General features: G+C 64.7%; 19 protein-coding genes. 11 read left to right on the top strand and 8 right to left on the bottom strand.

Features of this window, described 5'->3' with window-relative positions:
- Window positions 1-45 precede the first annotated feature (45 nt).
- A complete protein-coding gene (locus tag ACXAG6_RS01735; protein ID WP_475334416.1) occupies window positions 46-798 on the top strand; it encodes an SDR family oxidoreductase in 753 nt (250 codons plus the stop codon).
- A complete protein-coding gene (locus tag ACXAG6_RS01730) occupies window positions 795-1442 on the top strand; it encodes an enoyl-CoA hydratase/isomerase family protein (protein WP_475334414.1) in 648 nt (215 codons plus the stop codon). The genes ACXAG6_RS01735 and ACXAG6_RS01730 overlap by 4 nt, the downstream gene beginning before the upstream one ends.
- On the opposite strand, the gene ACXAG6_RS01725 is transcribed toward ACXAG6_RS01730, so the two are convergent.
- The gene (locus ACXAG6_RS01725; protein WP_475334411.1) at window positions 1402-1704 is read right to left on the bottom strand and encodes an HNH endonuclease family protein; all 303 of its coding nucleotides are present in this window, start codon (window positions 1702-1704) and stop codon (window positions 1402-1404) included. The genes ACXAG6_RS01730 and ACXAG6_RS01725 overlap by 41 nt on opposite strands.
- Window positions 1705-1737: 33 nt before the next feature.
- Between ACXAG6_RS01725 and ACXAG6_RS01720 the strand changes: the two genes are divergently transcribed.
- The 3 genes from ACXAG6_RS01720 (at window position 1738) to ACXAG6_RS01710 (ending at window position 4027) form a co-directional block, all read left to right on the top strand.
- Complete coding sequence (locus ACXAG6_RS01720) at window positions 1738-2901, top strand: TIGR03862 family flavoprotein (protein ID WP_475334408.1); 1164 nt, start codon at window positions 1738-1740, stop codon at window positions 2899-2901.
- A gap of 132 nt (window positions 2902-3033) precedes the next feature.
- Entirely contained in the window at window positions 3034-3558 is a 525-nt protein-coding gene (locus ACXAG6_RS01715) for a hypothetical protein (RefSeq protein WP_140012314.1), read from the top strand.
- A 55-nt stretch (window positions 3559-3613) separates the two neighbouring features.
- On the top strand, window positions 3614-4027 hold the full coding sequence (locus tag ACXAG6_RS01710) for a hypothetical protein (RefSeq protein ID WP_475334406.1): 414 nt from the start codon (window positions 3614-3616) through the stop codon (window positions 4025-4027).
- A gap of 12 nt (window positions 4028-4039) precedes the next feature.
- Here ACXAG6_RS01710 and holA read toward each other — a convergent pair whose 3' ends face one another.
- From holA to ACXAG6_RS01690, 4 genes are all read right to left on the bottom strand, one after another.
- Window positions 4040-5059, bottom strand: coding sequence for a DNA polymerase III subunit delta (gene holA, locus ACXAG6_RS01705; protein WP_475334403.1), 1020 nt, complete (start codon window positions 5057-5059; stop codon window positions 4040-4042).
- A gap of 7 nt (window positions 5060-5066) precedes the next feature.
- Window positions 5067-5600 (bottom strand): LPS assembly lipoprotein LptE, encoded by a 534-nt coding sequence (lptE, locus tag ACXAG6_RS01700; protein WP_475334401.1) that lies wholly within the window; start codon window positions 5598-5600, stop codon window positions 5067-5069.
- Window positions 5587-8130, bottom strand: a complete 2544-nt coding sequence (gene leuS, locus ACXAG6_RS01695) for a leucine--tRNA ligase (protein WP_475334399.1) — start codon at window positions 8128-8130, stop codon at window positions 5587-5589. The genes lptE and leuS overlap by 14 nt, the downstream gene beginning before the upstream one ends.
- A 137-nt stretch (window positions 8131-8267) precedes the next feature.
- The gene (locus ACXAG6_RS01690) at window positions 8268-8813 is read right to left on the bottom strand and encodes a DUF3576 domain-containing protein (protein ID WP_475334396.1); all 546 of its coding nucleotides are present in this window, start codon (window positions 8811-8813) and stop codon (window positions 8268-8270) included.
- A gap of 271 nt (window positions 8814-9084) precedes the next feature.
- On the opposite strand from ACXAG6_RS01690, the gene ACXAG6_RS01685 reads away from it, so the two are divergent.
- The 3 genes from ACXAG6_RS01685 (at window position 9085) to ACXAG6_RS01675 (ending at window position 12322) form a co-directional block, all read left to right on the top strand.
- Window positions 9085-10062 (top strand): porin, encoded by a 978-nt coding sequence (locus ACXAG6_RS01685; RefSeq protein ID WP_475334394.1) that lies wholly within the window; start codon window positions 9085-9087, stop codon window positions 10060-10062.
- 125 nt (window positions 10063-10187) lie between these two features.
- On the top strand, window positions 10188-11687 hold the full coding sequence (locus ACXAG6_RS01680) for a tetratricopeptide repeat-containing sulfotransferase family protein (RefSeq protein WP_475334391.1): 1500 nt from the start codon (window positions 10188-10190) through the stop codon (window positions 11685-11687).
- Window positions 11669-12322, top strand: a complete 654-nt coding sequence (locus ACXAG6_RS01675; RefSeq protein ID WP_475334389.1) for a YggS family pyridoxal phosphate-dependent enzyme — start codon at window positions 11669-11671, stop codon at window positions 12320-12322. The genes ACXAG6_RS01680 and ACXAG6_RS01675 overlap by 19 nt, the downstream gene beginning before the upstream one ends.
- On the opposite strand, the gene ACXAG6_RS01670 is transcribed toward ACXAG6_RS01675, so the two are convergent.
- From ACXAG6_RS01670 to ribA, 3 genes are read right to left on the bottom strand one after another with little or no spacing between them, the layout of a single operon-like run.
- Window positions 12319-12804, bottom strand: a complete 486-nt coding sequence (locus tag ACXAG6_RS01670; RefSeq protein WP_475337896.1) for a L,D-transpeptidase family protein — start codon at window positions 12802-12804, stop codon at window positions 12319-12321. The two genes, ACXAG6_RS01675 and ACXAG6_RS01670, sit on opposite strands and share 4 nt — an antisense overlap.
- On the bottom strand, window positions 12804-13220 hold the full coding sequence (locus ACXAG6_RS01665; protein ID WP_475334387.1) for a hypothetical protein: 417 nt from the start codon (window positions 13218-13220) through the stop codon (window positions 12804-12806). Before ACXAG6_RS01665 ends, ACXAG6_RS01670 begins: the two co-directional genes overlap by 1 nt.
- Window positions 13217-14284 carry a GTP cyclohydrolase II gene (gene ribA, locus ACXAG6_RS01660; protein WP_475334385.1) on the bottom strand — a complete coding sequence of 356 codons (1068 nt, stop codon included), beginning with the start codon at window positions 14282-14284 and terminating at the stop codon, window positions 13217-13219. The genes ACXAG6_RS01665 and ribA overlap by 4 nt, the downstream gene beginning before the upstream one ends.
- A 162-nt stretch (window positions 14285-14446) precedes the next feature.
- Here ribA and ACXAG6_RS01655 point away from each other — a divergent pair, with 162 nt between their 5' ends.
- From ACXAG6_RS01655 to ACXAG6_RS01645, 3 genes are all read left to right on the top strand, one after another.
- The gene (locus ACXAG6_RS01655) at window positions 14447-15133 is read left to right on the top strand and encodes a response regulator transcription factor (protein WP_140012302.1); all 687 of its coding nucleotides are present in this window, start codon (window positions 14447-14449) and stop codon (window positions 15131-15133) included.
- 154 nt (window positions 15134-15287) lie between these two features.
- Window positions 15288-15833: a L,D-transpeptidase family protein gene (locus ACXAG6_RS01650; RefSeq protein WP_475334383.1), complete on the top strand. Its 546-nt coding sequence runs from the start codon at window positions 15288-15290 to the stop codon at window positions 15831-15833.
- Between the two features lie 4 nt (window positions 15834-15837).
- On the top strand, window positions 15838-16809 hold the full coding sequence (locus ACXAG6_RS01645; protein ID WP_475334380.1) for an alpha/beta fold hydrolase: 972 nt from the start codon (window positions 15838-15840) through the stop codon (window positions 16807-16809).
- The last annotated feature ends 15 nt before the right edge of the window (window positions 16810-16824 follow it).

Here is a 16824-nt window from a genome sequence, read left to right as displayed (position 1 = left end):
CCTTTCCGTTATCTCTGGAAGAAAGCTGAAACAGGAGGGCGTGCCATGGAAATGAACGGCAAGGTTGTGATGATCACCGGTGCAAGTCGTGGCATTGGGGCAGAAGCCGCGCGTGTCTTTGCCGCGGCCGGGGCAAAGGTTGCGCTTCTGGCCCGTAGCGAAGAGGCCGTGGCCGACCTCGCGGGCGAGCTTGGCCCCGATGTGGCGCTGGCCATTCCGTGCGACGTCAGCCGGTTCTGGGAGATGGAAGCCGCAGTCGATGCCTGCGTGAAGACATTCGGGCGGCTCGACGTGCTGGTGAACAATGCGGGCATACTCGAGCCCATCACGCATCTCGCCGAGGCGGACCCCGAGGCATGGGGGCAGGTGATCGACGTCAATCTCAAGGGCGTCTTCAATGGTATGCGCGCGGCCCTGCCTGTGATGCTCGCCGAAGGCAGTGGCACGATCCTCACCATCGGGTCGGGCGCGGCGCATGGGCCGGTTGAGGCATGGTCGGCCTATTGCGCGTCCAAGGCGGGGGCGCTGATGCTCACCCGGATGGCCGACAAGGAAAACCGCGAGGCCGGCATTCGCGCCATCTCGCTGTCGCCCGGCACCGTGGCCACCCAGATGCAGCGCGACATCAAGGCCAGCGGGATCAACCCGGTCAGCCAGCTTGACTGGTCCGAGCACATCGCCCCTGACTGGCCAGCCAAGACGCTGCTCTGGATGTGCTCTAGCGAGGCCGATGAGTTTTGCGGTGCGGAGGTGTCGCTGAGGGATGAAGAGATACGCCGCAAGGTGGGCCTGATATGATCCGCGTCGCCGACGAGGGCGGGTTGCGCACCGTCACCATCGACCGCCCGGACAAGGCCAATTCGCTCACCGGCGAGATGCTGGAGGCGCTGATCGAGGCGGTGGAGGGCACGCCGGGCGGGGCACTGGTGCTGACCGGCGCGGGGAAGGTCTTTTCGGCCGGGGCCGATCTTGAGGCCGCCAAGGCCGGGCTGGCCACGTCGCCGCTATGGGAGCGTCTTTCTCATGCGGTGGCCGAGAGTGACGCCCTCACCATCGCCGCCCTGAACGGCACGCTGGCGGGCGGGGCCTTCGGCATGGTGCTGGCCTGCGACCTCCGGCTTTCGGTGTCGGACGCTAGGTTTTTCTACCCGGTGATGAAGCTTGGCTACCTACCTCAACCCTCCGACCCGGCCCGGCTGACGGCGCTCGTGGGCCGTGGCCGTGCCCGGATGATCCTGCTGGCCGCCCAGAAGATCGGGGCTGAAGAGGCTGTGTCTTGGGGCTTGGTCGACCGCCTTGCAGAGCCGGAGGCCCTGTTGCCGGAAGCCGCCGCCCTGTGTGAAGCCGCCATTGCCGCCACGCCTGAAACCCGCGCGGGCATCAAGGCGATGTGCCGGGGCGTCACCGTGCCCGGCGCCGGGAGCCTGTTGATCGGGGACTGAAGCCGGGGGGACGTTTGGCGACCCAAGCGATGAACTTTGCCAGCCTTGGATGCGCTCTGAGCGCCTCGGGTGTGGTATAGCTCCGCGCCAGCTCGGTTTCGCTCAAGGTGGCGTGGATTTCCTTGTGGCAGATATGGTGCAGCAGCACCGTCTCCCCGCCCTTGCCGCCACGCAGCCGGGGCACAAGATGGTGGCGGCTTTGCGGCACATCCGCCGGAATGGGCCTGTGGCACAAGGGGCATATGGGCGGCGCGTCTTCCATGGGGCATAGATGGGCCAAATGGCAGGAGCGGCAATGGATGCATTGGTAATTGGCGGTGGCCCTGCAGGGCTGGCAGCGGCGGAGGTGCTTGCAGGTACAGGCCGCAGCGTACTGCTGGCCGAGGCCAAGCCCTCTGTGGGCCGCAAGTTTTTGATGGCGGGCAAATCTGGCCTCAACCTGACCAAGGAGGAGGAGGGCTTTGCCGCGGCCTATGGCACCGATTGGCTGGCACCCATGGTATCGGCCTTCGGTCCGGCCGAGGTGCGGGCCTGGGCCGAGGCGCTGGGGCAGCCCTGCTTCACCGGGACAACCGGACGGGTCTTTCCCAACGCAATGAAGGCCTCCCCACTGCTCCGGGCCTGGCTGGGACGGTTGGAGGGGGTCGACATCCGCACGCGGTGGCGCTGGCAGGGATGGGACGGCGCGGCGGCGCTCTTCTCGACCCCGGATGGTGTGCAGCGCATCGAAGCAAAGGCCACGGTTCTCGCTCTTGGCGGCGCCAGTTGGTCAAGGCTTGGCTCCGATGGCGCATGGGCTGATATACTGGCCGCCGAAGCCGTGCCTCTCGCCCCCTTCCGTCCGGCGAACATGGGCCTTGTGGTCAGCTGGTCTGCCCATATGACCCCGCACCTCGGCAGTCCCGTCAAAGGCACCCGCCTCATCGCGGGCCCGCTGCAGAGTCGGGGCGAGTTTGTCATCTCGGCCCGAGGGCTGGAAGGTGGCGGGATCTACGAAGTTTCTGCCGCGGCGCGAGACGGGGAGCCGCTGCTGCTCGATCTGCTGCCCGACATGAGCAGCGAAGAAGCCGTCGGCCGTCTGGCAAAGGACGGCAAGGAGAGTATTGGCAATCGTCTGCGTAAACGGCTCGGCCTTTCACCTGCTGTCCGCGCCTTGCTGATGGAGTTTGGCCGACCGCTCCCGGCAGGCTCCGCGCTGGCCGCACTTCTCAAGGCCCTGCCGGTCACCCACAGCGGCCCTCGCCCACTCGACGAGGCAATCTCTGTCGCCGGCGGTGTGCGCCGCGAAGCGGTAGACGGGGCGCTGATGCTAAAGGCCCGCGATGGCGTTTTTGTGGCCGGCGAGATGCTGGATTGGGAGGCTCCCACGGGTGGCTACCTGATCACCGGCTGCCTCGCGACGGGCCGTTGGGCCGGGCAAAGCGCCGCGCGCCACATCGTGACCGCTCAAAAAGCGTGAATAACGCATCTGCCGTGCAGCTCCGAGTTGAGCGCGCGGCAGGGCTGTCTCTAAGCTGACCCTGTTTCAAGAACCAACCTATTTGTCAGGGACTCCGCAGCTGTGCCGAGTGCCCTCCACGGAGGAAAACCCATGAGCCTGAACTGGGAACGTTTCAAGGCGGCGCAGGCCAACTACGTGCGCAACAACCGCAGCCCGTGCAGCGACGGATACACCAACCAATGTGCCATCCGCGTTAGTAGTGCTCTGGTCGATGCAGCCTGGCCCTTCAACGGGACGGGACAGCGCTACACCGAAGAGCGGTTTGGCCCATTGTGCAGCCACGGGCGGGCGCGCGGCGCGCGATCCCTGGCGGATTACCTGGAAGTTTACCTCAAGCGCCCACGCCGCTACATCCGACCGGCCCATCCTACAACCGGGGTGCGTGCCAGCGAGCCCGGCGTTTATGAGGCTGACGGCACCTTCTATCCTGTGCTTGACTGGCTAAAGAAGAAGGCCGGTGAGGGGCAGAAGCTGCGGGGCATCATGTTTTTCGGGAGTCCGCATCATATCGACGGATTCGACCTGCACGACAGCACCAACACCCAAGGTTCATACGGCATGATAGGAGAAGAATATGCGAGCTCATCCGATCACGTGCGCGTTTTCTTTCTGTAGCGCACTCGCGTCGGGGGCGGCGGCGCAGGCACAGGCACAGGAGGCCCCGGCCTCGGTGGCAGCCTGCGCGTTGAGCCTTGGTGAGTTCACGATCTACGCGCCACTGCCGGCGCCCTGTGATCTGGTGCGCGGCAAGGCAGGTGGTGTGCTGGCCTATGAGAGCGAGGGGTTCGTGTTTTTCGCCATCACCGAGGCCGGGGCACAGGAGCCCGACAGCTGCGATCTGCCTGTCGCGCCGGTGCTCTATGACAGGCGTTCAGGCCGCTTCGCTTTTTCTGCGCTGGAGGAGGTGCAGAGTTGGGTGTTTGGCTGCAACATCCGCCTGCCGGGCAACCAGCCCGACGCCAAGCAGATGCATTACAGCTTTGCCGCCGAGGCCAAGGCCCTGCGTGAAGAGGCGGTCGACCTGGATTCGGGCGGTTTCAAACTGGTGCCGGAGCTATCCGTGGTGCTCAAGCCCGAAGATTGAACGAGCGGCGGCCTAGCGGGGCATCATCGCCAGCCGGATCATTGCCCGCTCTACTTGGGCCATCTGCGGCGCGGTCTGGCCCGCCGAGCGCAGGGCAAGGTCGGTGTCGAGCAGCAACGTCAGCGCCCGTTCCAGCCGCACCAGCCCCCAGTTTTGCGCCTGCCGGATCATCCTGTCGCGCCTCGGGCCAAAGACCGGCGGGCGCATCTTGGCGATTCCCTGCGCCGGGCCGCCCGGGTCGGAAGCGGCCACATGCAGGGTGCGAAAGTGCATCCCCGCCATGATGCAAAGCGTCGTCGGGTTTACGCCCTGGCCTTCCAGGCGCTGCATCAGCGGGCCGATCTGGTCGCGCTTTGCCTCGGCGGCGGCGTTCAGCAACTCATCCACCCCGGCCTCTGTCGTGGCCGGTGCAAGCGCGGCAATCTCTGCCTCGCTCAGCGGCGCGGAATCGCCAAGTTTGTAGAGCGAGAGTTTCTCGATGAACTGGCGCAGATCGCCCGGGTCAATGTGCGAGGCCAGCGCCACCAGCGCTTCCATCGCGGCATGCTCCACATTCGCCAACCCCGCCGCGCCAAGCCTGTCCTTGATCTCTGCGGCGCTCGGCGGGTCATCATAGATCGCCACGAAGCGGGCGCGCGCGTCTTTCTCGAAGAGTTTGCGCAGCTTGGAGCTGGCCTTCAGGCTGCCGGCGGTGGCCACGACCATGCCATCGCCCTCCTGCCATTCACTCAGCGCGGTGGCAAAAACATCCGTCAGCCCGTCTGTCGCCCCCTCCACATGCACCGCGCGCGGGCCGGGGAAGAAGGACGCACCGCGCACCGCGTCCAGCAGTGCCGCAGGGTCGCTGCGCAGATCGGCGCCAGAGAGGCGCGAGAGCCGCATTTCCTCTTCGCCATTCGGCCCCACCAGAGCCTTCAGCAAATCCTGCCGCTTCAGCGCCACTCGCATCGCATCGGCCCCAGAAATCAAGATCCCGGGCCCGGGCGTCGGCTTGGCGAAGAAGGCGTTGGCGTCGCGGGTCGAAAGCTTCATGCCGCACTCACGGCAAGAAGGTTTCGGCGCTGGCTAGCAGGTGGGTAACGGCCTGATCGGCCAGAATCACCATCAGCCGCTTGCGGGCATCCCGCTCGGCGGTGGTGGTGGCCACGGTTGTGCCGGTGGCGGAAAAGCTGGTGAAGCTGTTGGTCTGGCCAGTGGACAGCACGTTGCCCGTGGTGGTGTCGGTCACCTGATAGCGCACCTCGCCGATGAGGTTGTAGCGCTGCGTCTCCTGATCGGCGGTGATCGCAAGCCCGTCGCTGCGCGTGGTGATGGTGTAATCCAGCCGCATGGGTGCGGCGGCTGCGCGGCCCAGCCGCGTTTCTACCCGCGCGACGAACTCAAACTCGTTCTCCGTGGTGGGTTCGGCAATTTCTATCTGCCCGTGCAGCGTGTCACCCGGCCCGCCGGGGCCGTATAGCGGAGCAAAGCCGCAGGCGGCGAGCAGCAGGGCGGGTGCAACCCACCGCGTCGCCCGCCGGATGGTGGGTTTCACCCAGCCTGCGAGAGCCTCGGTTGCCCTACGCCACCACATTCACGATCCGTCCCGGCACCACGATCACCTTTTTCGGCGCGTTGCCATCCAGCGCGCGCTGCACAGCCTCCTCCGCCAGCGCCAGCTTTTCAACCTCGGCCTTGTCCATGTCCTTGGGCACGCTGATCTCCGCCCGGCGCTTGCCGTTCACCTGAATCGGCAGGGTGACGGTATCTTCGACCAGCAGCGCCGGGTCGGCCTTGGGCCAAGCGGCCTCGGTGATCAGGCCGTCGCGGCCCAGCATGTGCCAGACCTCCTCGGCCAGATGCGGGGTCATCGGGGCCATCAGCTGGGCCATGGTCGCCATCGCCTCTTTCTTCGCCGCACCGCCCGCCTTGGATTTGGAGAGCGTGTTGGTGAAGGCATAGAGCCTGGCGATGGAGGTGTTGAAGGCAAAGCTCTCCACCCCTTCGGTCACATCCGCGATGGTCCTGTGCAGGGCCTTTTGCAGGGCCGCGTCTTCGGCGCCTGAGGCACTATCATCCGCCGCGATCTCGGAGGCCATGCGCCAGACACGGGCGAGGTGCCGGTTGGCAGCCTCGGCGCCCGAGGCTGTCCATTCCACGTCGCGCTCGGGCGGGCTGTCGGAGAGGACAAACCAGCGGGCGGTGTCGGCCCCGTAGCTTTCGATGATGTTCAGCGGGTCGACGACGTTGTTTTTGGATTTCGACATCTTGGCGGAGGGCACAACATCGACCGGGGTGCCGTCCTTCAGGGTCGCGCCGCTCTCGCCCACCACCACATCCTCGGGATAGTGATAGACCGGGCGGCCCCCGGCGTTTTTCGTCTGGTAGATCGCGTGGGTCACCATGCCCTGCGTGAACAGCGCGTTGAACGGCTCTTTCGACTTCTCCGGCAGGTGGCCGGTGGCGTGCATCGCGCGGGCGAAAAAGCGGGAGTAGAGCAGGTGCAAGATCGCGTGCTCGATCCCACCGACGTATTGGTCGACGTTCATCCAGTAGTCCGCATCCTCCGCCACGGTCGGCGTTTCGGCGCGGGGCGCGGTGAAGCGGGCGAAATACCACGACGAATCGACGAAGGTGTCCATCGTGTCGGTCTCGCGCTTGGCGGGCGCGCCGCAGGACGGGCAGGCGCAGTCGCGCCACGTGGGGTGACGGTCCAGCGGGTTGCCCGGCGTGTCGAAGGACACGTCATAGGGCAGCTCGATGGGGAGGTTCTCTTTTTTCTCTGGCACCACGCCGCAGGCCTCGCAATGCACCACCGGAATCGGGCAGCCCCAGTAGCGCTGGCGCGACAGCCCCCAGTCGCGCAGGCGGAACTTGGTGACGCCCTCGCCCCAGCCCTCGGATTCGGCGCGGGCGATCGCGGCGGCCACGGCCTCTTCGCCGGTTTGCAGCTCGTCACCCGCGATGGCGCGGGTAAAGCGCACCTTCTCGCTCTTGGGCGGGGTGAAGGCGGCGGTTTCGTCCAGCGCGCCATCGGCGGGGGCGAAGGTATAGGTGATGGGCAGGCCGTATTTGGTGGCGAACTCGTAGTCGCGTTCGTCATGCGCCGGGCAGCCGAAGATCGCGCCGGTGCCGTAGTCCATCAGGATGAAGTTGGCGATCCAGATCGGCAGCTCTTTGGACGGGTCGAGGGGGTGGCGCACCGTGAGGCCGGTGTCGAAGCCCTTTTTCTCCGCCGTTTCAAGCTCTTCTGCCGTGGTTCCGCCCTTGGCGCATTCGGCGCGGAAGGCGGCGACCTCTGGGCTTTGCTCGGCCAGCTCCTTCGCCAGCGGATGATCGGGCGAGATGCCGACAAAGCTCGCGCCGAGCAGCGTGTCGGGGCGGGTGGTATATACTGTCAACGGCTCGCCGCCGTCGGTGCGCTCGAAGGCGAACTGCAGGCCGCGCGACTTGCCGATCCAGTTGGACTGCATCAGCCGCACCTTCTCGGGCCAGTCCTCCAGCCTGTCCAGCGCCTCCAGCAGCTCTTCCGACATGTCGGAGATCTTAAAGAACCATTGCGTCAGCTCGCGGCGCTCCACCTCGGCACCAGAGCGCCAGCCCTTGCCGTCGATCACCTGCTCGTTGGCGAGCACGGTCATGTCGACCGGATCCCAATTCACCGTCGCATTGCGGCGGGTGACGAAACCGGCCGCCAGCATGTCGAGGAACAGCGCCTGCTGCTGGCCGTAATACTCCACGTCACAGGTCGCGAACATGCGCGACCAGTCGAGCGAGAGGCCCAGCGGCTTCATCTGGTCGACCATGGTTTCGATGTTGGAGTAGGTCCAGTCCTTCGGGTGGCCGTTCGAGTTCATCGCGGCGTTTTCGGCGGGCATGCCGAAGGCGTCAAAGCCCATCGGGTGCAGCACGTTGAAGCCCTGGGCGCGCTTGTAGCGGGCGACCACATCCCCGAGGGAGTAGTTGCGCACATGGCCCATGTGGATGCGCCCGGAGGGGTAGGGGAACATCTCGAGCACGTAATACTTGGGGCGGCTCTCGTCGCGCTCCGCCTTGAAGGTCTGGGCATCATCCCAGGCCTTTTGCCACTTGGGTTCAATCTCTGCGGGGGTGAAACGGGTCATCTGCGCTGCCTTGCGGGTATTCTATATGGTCCCGGCGTGTTTACGGCGGGCGCGGCGCAGGGTCCAGCGGGTTGGCGCGGGGCTGCGTGAGCGAATCTGTGGTGTGAACGGGCTGTAGGGTGGGTGTTAACCCACCATCACAACTTTCCGTCCTGAATGCGCAGCTGCCGCGCGCGGGTGAGGATGGCATCCTCGACGGCGCGCACCGTATCGGCGCTGACTGCCCTGCCGTTGCGCGATTGGAGCGCCACCTTGAGCGAGCGGGCGTCGAGGGCCGGATCCTGCACATAGACGGTCGCGCGATAGGGGCTGCCACCGCCGGGTGGGCGCCCGTAGCCAAAGACGATGACGCCGGAGAACGGATCGACCGTCTGGATCGGCATGAAGTTCAGCACTTCCAGCGAGGCGCGCCAGATGTACTTGTTGACCTCAACGGTGATGTTCGGGTCGTCCCGGTTGCCGAAGAGATCCCAGATGGTGGAGGTGCGAACACGCCCGCCGACAATCTCCCGACCGAGTCGGTCTGTTTCGCGGGGCTGCGCCGGGGCGTTGCGAATCCCTGCCGAGCTGCCGCCCGAGCTTCCACCCAGGCTGTTGCCCAGCCGCCCGCTCACGCCGCACGCGGAGAGCGTCAGCACCATCGCAGTTATTCCCGCTGCCCGCAGTCCCTTCCGGAAGGTCATTAAAAGCTGCCCCTCTCACCCTTTTTTGCTTATCTATCCGAGCCGCCGCACCCCCACAAGGCTTTTTGCCCGCCGCGTGCAGCGCCATCTGCGTGGAATAAGGCAATTGTGGGCGCGCGTGGCACTGTGGCAGGTTTGCACCATATGCCAGAGAGTCCCCACGCCCGGTTTTCGCCATTATTGCAATCGCACGGCGAAAGAGCGAAACAGCCTCACATACCCAGTCTGGATTCCCCTGATTGGGCTGACCTTTGATAACGAGGGAAACAAGATGAAAAAGGTTCTTCTCACTTCGACCGCGCTGGTCGCCTTCGCTGGCGCCGCGTCGGCAGAAGTTACCGTCTCCGGCTGGGCCGAGATGGGTATTTACGGCGGCACCGATATGGAGACTCAGTTCTTCCAAGATATCGACGTCGAATTCCGTATGTCCGGTGAAACTGACGGCGGCCTGACCTTCGGTGCTGGCGTCGACCTCGACGAAAACGGCGCTTTCTCCGCTGATGACGATGGCGGCGCGTTTGTCTTCATCTCCGGTTCGTTCGGCACCGTCACCATGGGTGACACCGACGGCGCTCTTGACTGGGCCCTGACCGACGCCGGCAACATCGGCAACCCCGGTTCGATCAATGACGACGAAACCGGTCACATCGGTTACAACGGCAACTGGCTCGACGGTGCCTATGACGGCCAGATCGTCCGCTACGACAACACCTTCGGTGACTTCGGCGTCGCAGTCTCGCTCGAGATGGACGACACTGGCGCACGTGACGACGGCTACGCCATCGGTTTCAAGTACTCCACCGATCTTGGTGGTGCTGACCTGGCCCTCGGCCTTGGCTACCAGGAAGCTGAGATCACCAACATCGATGTGCTCGTCGACAACTTCCCGACGTCAGCATCGACTGTTCCGGCAGTCAAAGTGTCGGCTCTCGGCCTTGGTGCAACCGTCACGCTGGACTCCGGCCTGACCGCTGGTTTCACCTTCACCGACTTCTCGATCGACGGCACCGATGCTGACGTGACCCACACCGGTCTCGGTGTTGGCTACGCCGTGGATGCCTTCTCGGTGCACATGAACTACGGTGTGTTCGACCTCGACGGCACCGAGCTCACCGGTTGGGGCCTCACCGCTGGTTACGACCTCGGCGGCGGCGCTTCGGTTCTGGCCGGTTACGGCTCGTCCGACCTCTCCGACGCCGGTGGCGACACCGTCGACACCTGGTCGCTGGGTCTGTCGATGGCCTTCTGAGCCAGTCGAAAACCTTTCGGGAAGAGCGGGCCTTGTGCCCGCTCTTTTCTTTTTTGGGATTCAGTCCAGCCGGGAAATCGGCTACCTGTTTACTGACCCGAAACTGAAGATATAGCAGGCAGGTGATGGCGAGCATCGCAATCAACGACATTCCCCAGCTCTACCAGCGTGCGTTGAAGCTGCATTCATCCGGCAAGCTCAGAGAGGCGCATGACATCTACAACGAGATCGTCGCGGTACGCCCCCAGACAGCCGAAGCGCACTACCAGATCGGGCGCATCGCAAGAGAAGTGCGGGATTTCAATGTTGCTGTCGCGGCGCTGAACCGAGCGCTGCGGCTTAAACGTGGTGAACCTGTTGTGCTCAAGGAGCTGGCCCAGACCCTGGCCGACGCAGGTGACACTGAAGAGGCTATTCGGGCCTATCAGGAACTCGCCAAGCTTGATGCAAGGGACTATGAGGTCCAGATGCAGCTGGCCCTCCTGTATCAGCAATTGGGGCAGTTCGATGGGGCTGAAAAGCACTTTCGCAAGGCGCTCCGTATCACGCCGGGAAACGGAATCGTCTATCGTGCCTGGCTTCACGGCAAGAAGGTCAAGAAAGGCGAGCCAGTGATCCGCGAGATGCTTGAGGCTTACGCGGATCCGCATATCCAGGGTCGGATGAGGGCCGACTTGTGCTTTGCCCTTGCCAAGGCAATGGAAGACACTGGTCAGTATGACAAGGTGTTTCGTTTTCTGAACGAAGGCAACCGGATGATTGGCGAGGCATCTCCGTTCAAGCCTCAAGACATTGAACAGGAGACTGAAGCTTTGCTTCGTCTCCAGAGTCCGATCTCCTGGAGAACAGAAACGCCGCCGCTCGACAATGTGTCCTTCGCGCCCATTATCGTGACCGGCTTGCCACGTTCCGGCACCACGCTAGTAGAGCAGATCATCGCTAGCCACAGCCAGGTGGAAGGCGGCGGCGAGATTGCTGTTCTGTCCAAGATGATGCGCCTCGTCATGAGCGACGAAAAGACGAAGAAGTGGAGAGACACGCTCGAACTGAAGGACTCGCAGTATGAAGTTTTCCCGAAGCAGGTTGAGGTCGAGTTTCGCAAGCGGATGGATTTTGATAACTTGGTGACCGACAAGACGATCTCGAATTTCCGCTTTATCGGCCTGATCCGAGAGCTTGTACCCAATGCGCGTATTATCGTGGTCCGGCGCGATCCGCGCGATCAGCTCCTGTCAATTTACAAGAACGTCTTCGCCGAGAACACGCACACCTACGCCTACAATCTTGAAAGTCTTGCACTCTACTACTCCAAGTTTGTCGAGTGCATGGAGTTCTGGCGCAAGACGCTGCCCGACGCCTTCACCGAGATTGCCTACGAAGAGCTGGTTAACGACCCAGAGGTGCAGAGCCGCAAGCTCATTGCTGCCGCCGGGCTGGAGTGGGAGGATGCCTGCCTCGATTTCCACAAAACCAAGCGCGACGTGAAGACGCTTTCGCTCCACCAGGTTCGCCAGCCGATGTACAAGTCTTCGGCCCGTGCTTGGGAGAAATACGCTGATGATCTGAAGCCGCTGACCGATGCGCTTGAGCGGCATGGGGTATTGGATTGGCACTACAAGACATAGAAGCCCGCATCGCCAAGGCCTGCGACGGCGCGGGCCGGGCGCGTGAGGACGTTACCCTTATCGCCGTGTCAAAGGTGCAGCCTGATGCGCGCGTCGAGGCCGTGTTGGGCGAGGGGCATCGTTGCTTTGGCGAGAATCGCGTGCAAGAGGCGCAGGGCAAGTGGCCCGGCTTCCGGGAGCGGTTCGAGGGCGTCGATCTGCACTTGATCGGCCCGCTCCAAAGCAACAAGGCGCGGGTGGCGATGGAGCTTTTTGACGCCATCCACACCGTGGACCGCCCCAAGATCGCCACCACCATTGCCCGGCTGGCCGATGAGGTGGGGCGCTGCCCCGACCTGTTCATTCAGGTCAACACCGGCGAGGAGGCCCAAAAGGCGGGCTGCCTGCCGTCTGAAGTGGATGGCTTCGTGGCCGAGTGCGCGGCGCTGTCCCTGCCGGTTCGGGGCCTCATGTGCATCCCCCCGGTGGATGAGGAACCTTCGCTGCACTTCGCGCTGCTTGCCAAGATGGCCAAGCGCAACGGGCTCACCGGCCTGTCCATGGGCATGAGCGCCGACTTCGAGCGGGCCATTGCTCTGGGCGCGACCCACATTCGCGTGGGGTCGGCCATCTTTGGGGGGCGGGTGCCCGGCTAGGGCCTTCCCGGCACCAGCAGCCGCGTGCCGGGAACCGCCCGCGCCGCGATCCAGGTAAGGTGGTCAGGGCGAAGAGCGATGCAGCCCTCGGTCGGGTGGCAGCGTTTGCGCCAGCGATGCAGAAAGATGGCCGAGCCCGTGCCGGGGGTTGCGGGTGTGTTCCAATCCGTCGTCAGCACGATGTCATAAAGCCGGTCTGCGCGGCACATCTTCTCATGGCTGGCGGGGTAGGGGGCCTGCACCAGCGTGTTATAGGCTGCATCTTCCGGCGCGTCCGACCACAGGTCACGCGGCCCGATTGCAATGGCCCAAGGGGCAGGCGCGGGCACCCGATCAGCGCGGTAGTAGCAGGCCAGAATGCGGTGCCGGCCCACCGGGGTCGCGCCGTCGCCCTCGCGCTTGTTTGCCGTCACGCCACCCCGGCCGATAACCGCGGGGAAGAGACGCCCCTCAGAAAACAGCCCGCGCGGGGTGAGCCGCATCACGGATAGGCGCCATGCACGGCGAGCGCCGCCACCCGCTCCGGCGCGCCAAGCAGAACCGTCGCGGCCAGCTCATGCGGCCCGAGTTGAAACCAATGCCCCGCCGTGGGCGGCCCGCCTGCGCCCGGCGGATTAGGCTCCATCCGCAGAAACCGCAGCTGATCGAGCAGCGGTTTCATCCGCGTCATCGGCTCGGGCTGGCCGAAACGCGCAATCAGCAGCCCCCCGAACCGCGCTGAAGGCCCGGGGCTGCGCAACTCGAAGCCGCTGAACGGCCCGGACCCGGGTGCATTGAACCCGACCCAGGCCTGCGATTTGCGCGTGGCCGTCAGCCGCAGCCCCAGCGCCGCCTCCACTTCAGCCTGAGAGAAATCTTCAAGCCGCGCGGCGGCGTTCAGAAATGCGGCAGGTGTCATAGCAAATGCCCTGATTTCGCGGCCTTCGTGGCCAGATACCCTTCATTCTCGGCGGTGCGGCCCACCTGTAGCGGCACCCGTTCCACCACCTTCACGCCCTGCGCCTCCATCATGGCGATCTTGGCGGGATTGTTCGTCATCAAGCGTATCCGGCCAACACCCATTTTGCCAAGCAGGGCGGCGCCAATCCTGAAGTCGCGCTCGTCATCCTCAAAGCCCAGCCTATGGTTGGCCTCCACCGTGTCAAACCCCTGATCCTGAAGAGAATAGGCGCGCATCTTGTTGGCCAGCCCGATGCCGCGGCCCTCTTGGTTGAGATAAAGCAGCATCCCGCCGCCCTCGTCCCCCATTGCGGCCAAGGCGGCGTGGAGCTGGGGGCCGCAATCGCACTTCAGCGAGCCCAGAACATCGCCGGTAAAACAGGCCGAATGCAGGCGGGTCAGCACTGCCGCGTCCCGATCCGGGCGGCCCACCTCAATCACGTAATGCTCCTCGGCCCCGTCCTCTGGGCGAAACACATGCACCCGGCCTGCACCCGCAAGCCGCATCGGCAGGCGCGCTGAAATGGCCTCCGCAAAGGGGGGCAGCGCGTCTCCCAGCTTCGCGGCGATCCGTGTCAGGCCTTCTGGTGCAGGTCCGGTGAGCGGGGCCAACAGCACGGCGGGCAGCACCCGCGCCTCCTTCGCCAGCCGAATGCCCGCGCGGGCAAGTTCAGGGCAGCCCTCACCCCCGCGAAGCGCGTTGAATGGCCCTTTCATCGGCGTTGCGAGGTCGGTCGCCGGATCGGCCACCGCCGCCGCCCAGACGGCCTGCCCGTCACTCGGGAGCAGCAGCCGCGCCATGTCGCCGTCATAGGCGTGGGCCTTCAGCGTCTCGGCCCGCCGGGCGGTTATTGCAAGGTAGGCCCCCGCTTGTGCCAGCTCGGCCACGCGCTCCGGCGCGGCCTGCTCGGCGGCCATTACCAGCGCCGCCTCCCCTTCGCCCACGATCACAACAGGCAGCCCAAGCCGCAGATCGGCACGAGCGCGGGCGCGTAATTCTTGCGGGGTGGGCAGCAGGCTCATGCGTGAAACCTCAGGGGAACTCGGGGCACATCTAGTGGGTTTTCGTAGGAATATGAAACATTTCCGCCCCCTCGCACACGGTTGCGTGAGCGATTTGCAGCAAATCTTGCCGAGCCCGTGCACCGTTCACACATCCGAGAGAGCAGAAGAAAGGAGCCTTCCATGGCCAACCTGAAGAAAATTCTCCTCGTCGATGACGACGAAGACCTGCGCGAGGCGCTGAGCGAGCAGCTCGTGATGACAGAAGATTTTGACGTGTTCGAAGCCGGAGACGGCGCGGGCGCGATGGAAAAGGCCAAGAACGCGATCTACGACTTGGTGATCCTCGACGTGGCCCTGCCCGATACCGATGGCCGCGAGCTGTGCAAGCTGATGCGCAAGCAGGGGGTGAAATGCCCGATCCTGATGCTCACCGGCCAAGACAGCGATGCCGACACCATCCTCGGCCTTGATGCGGGCGCGAACGACTATGTGACCAAACCCTTCAAGTTTCCGGTGCTGCTGGCCCGCATCCGCGCCCAGCTTCGCCAGCACGAGCAATCGGAAGATGCCGTGTTCCAGCTTGGGCCGTATACCTTCAAGCCTTCGATGAAGATGCTGGTGGATGACGCCGAGAAGAAAATTCGCCTCACCGAGAAAGAGACGAACATCCTCAAGTTCCTCTACCGCGCCTCCGAGGGCGTGGTGCCGCGGGATATCCTGCTGCACGAGGTCTGGGGCTACAACGCGGGTGTGACCACGCACACGCTGGAAACCCATATCTACCGTCTGCGCCAGAAGATCGAGCCTGATCCGAGCAACGCGCGCCTTTTGGTGACCGAGAGCGGCGGCTACCGGCTGGTGGCATAAAAATCCCTCCGTGGCCGGGGTAATGGCCACACCTCCCTGTTGGACTGGCCCGGGTTTGCACCCGGGCCTTTTTTTGGTGCCTGCATCGGCTGGATGTCATCCTCGGGTCGAGCCCGAGGATGACGGGCTGTGAACGGGGTGCTAAACCGCTCGCATGAAACGTGTTCTGAAGATCGCGGCCACCCTCGCCGTCCTCGCTCTCGGCCTCGTGGCCTACACCGCCGCAATGGCGCGCGTCGGCTCGGGCACAGCCCCTGCCGTGGCCCCCGAGGCGGAGCAGGCCGATGAGATCCGGGTCGATAAATCCGCCCGCCGCATGGACCTTCTGCGGAATGGTGAGGCAATCGCCAGTTATACCATCAGCCTCGGTGCCGCGCCCGAGGGCCACAAGGCCCGCGAGGGTGACGAGCGCACCCCCACCGGCAGCTACGTGATTGATTGGCGCAACCCGAACTCCATCGCCCACCTCAGTTTGCACATCTCCTACCCCAATGCCGATGACCGCGCCCGCGCCGAGGCGGCGGGCCACAGCCCCGGCGGTGACATCATGATCCACGGCATCGCCAATGGGTGGGGCTGGATTGGCAGGCTGCACCGAGCGTGGGATTGGACCAACGGCTGCATTGCCGTGACCGATGCCGAGATGCGCGAGATCTGGTCACTTGTGCCCGATGGCACCCCCATCACCATCAGCGAGTAATCCCGTGGGCCGTTTCATCAAGTTCCTCCTGAAGCTTGCCGCCGTTCTTGTGGTGCTCGTCGTCGTCGCCCTGCTTGCGCTGCGCGGCATGGCCGCCCTGCGCGAAACCCAAACCGAAGCGCCCCGCTGGGGCAGCATGGTGCAAACCGCGATGGGCGAGGTCTACGTGATAGACTACGGCCCCAAGGAGGCGACCCCGGTGCTGCTGGTGCATGGCTCGGTTGGTTGGTCGGCCTTCTGGGATGAAACCATCGTTGCGCTGGAGGGCGCAGGCTACCGCGCCATCGCCTTCGACATGCCCCCGATGGGCTGGTCGGAGCGGGATGCGGCGGGTGACTATAGCCGTGTGACACAGGGCCAACGCGTGCTGGCGCTGACCGAAGCGCTCGACGTGCGGCCGGTGCTGGTGGCCCATAGCTTCGGCGCAGGGGCGGGGGCCGAGGCCGTCATGGCCAAGCCGGAGGCCTTCACCGGGTTCATCGTGGTGGACGGCGCCATCGGGCTTGAGGCTCAGCCCGGCCCGCCGCCGCTGCCGCTGCGCTCCGGCCCGCTGCGCCAACTTGCTGTCTCGGCCACCATCACCAACCCCTGGGCGATGAAGCCCATGCTGAAGGCCTTCCTGCACAAGAAAGGGCGCGCCGCCCCCTATGTGGCCACGCTGAATGCTCCGATGAAGCGCGCGGGCACCACCGCCGCCATGGCCGACTGGCTGCCCACCCTCGTCACCCGCCCCGAAGGTGCAGCCAGCGTGACAGAAGAGGGCTGGCGCGCACTTACCCTCCCGCTCGGCATCCTCTGGGGCGTGGAAGACACCGCAACCCCGCTGGCCCAGGGCGAACAGCTGGCGGCTCTGGTTGACGGTGCGCGACTGTGGAAGCTGGACGGCCTCGGCCACATCCCGCAAATCGAAAACCCGGCCGCCTTCATGAGCGCCCTGAAAGACGCGCTCGCCTGGATTGAACCGCAATCCAATTGAGCGCCTTACGGCGCA

Source organism: Vannielia sp. ABF1_015 (assembly GCF_056160745.1).
The sequence above is the reverse complement of the archived record's forward strand: the minus strand, read 5'-3'. Positions and strand labels throughout refer to the sequence as shown.

Bases quoted from the DNA above. Each gene is read 5' to 3' on its own strand.
- ACXAG6_RS01670 (WP_475337896.1), bottom strand. From the start codon at position 12,804: ATGCGGCTCACCCCGCGCGGGCTGTTTTCTGAGGGGCGTCTCTTCCCC.
- ACXAG6_RS01680 (WP_475334391.1), top strand. From the start codon at position 10,188: ATGGCGAGCATCGCAATCAACGACATTCCCCAGCTCTACCAGCGTGCG.
- holA (WP_475334403.1), bottom strand. From the start codon at position 5,059: ATGAAGCTTTCGACCCGCGACGCCAACGCCTTCTTCGCCAAGCCGACG.
- ribA (WP_475334385.1), bottom strand. From the start codon at position 14,284: ATGAGCCTGCTGCCCACCCCGCAAGAATTACGCGCCCGCGCTCGTGCC.
- ACXAG6_RS01720 (WP_475334408.1), top strand. From the start codon at position 1,738: ATGGATGCATTGGTAATTGGCGGTGGCCCTGCAGGGCTGGCAGCGGCG.
- ACXAG6_RS01725 (WP_475334411.1), bottom strand. From the start codon at position 1,704: ATGGAAGACGCGCCGCCCATATGCCCCTTGTGCCACAGGCCCATTCCG.
- ACXAG6_RS01690 (WP_475334396.1), bottom strand. From the start codon at position 8,813: ATGACCTTCCGGAAGGGACTGCGGGCAGCGGGAATAACTGCGATGGTG.
- ACXAG6_RS01715 (WP_140012314.1), top strand. From the start codon at position 3,034: ATGAGCCTGAACTGGGAACGTTTCAAGGCGGCGCAGGCCAACTACGTG.
- ACXAG6_RS01655 (WP_140012302.1), top strand. From the start codon at position 14,447: ATGGCCAACCTGAAGAAAATTCTCCTCGTCGATGACGACGAAGACCTG.
- ACXAG6_RS01650 (WP_475334383.1), top strand. From the start codon at position 15,288: ATGAAACGTGTTCTGAAGATCGCGGCCACCCTCGCCGTCCTCGCTCTC.
- ACXAG6_RS01685 (WP_475334394.1), top strand. From the start codon at position 9,085: ATGAAAAAGGTTCTTCTCACTTCGACCGCGCTGGTCGCCTTCGCTGGC.
- leuS (WP_475334399.1), bottom strand. From the start codon at position 8,130: ATGACCCGTTTCACCCCCGCAGAGATTGAACCCAAGTGGCAAAAGGCC.
- lptE (WP_475334401.1), bottom strand. From the start codon at position 5,600: ATGTGGTGGCGTAGGGCAACCGAGGCTCTCGCAGGCTGGGTGAAACCC.
- ACXAG6_RS01730 (WP_475334414.1), top strand. From the start codon at position 795: ATGATCCGCGTCGCCGACGAGGGCGGGTTGCGCACCGTCACCATCGAC.
- ACXAG6_RS01665 (WP_475334387.1), bottom strand. From the start codon at position 13,220: ATGACACCTGCCGCATTTCTGAACGCCGCCGCGCGGCTTGAAGATTTC.
- ACXAG6_RS01735 (WP_475334416.1), top strand. From the start codon at position 46: ATGGAAATGAACGGCAAGGTTGTGATGATCACCGGTGCAAGTCGTGGC.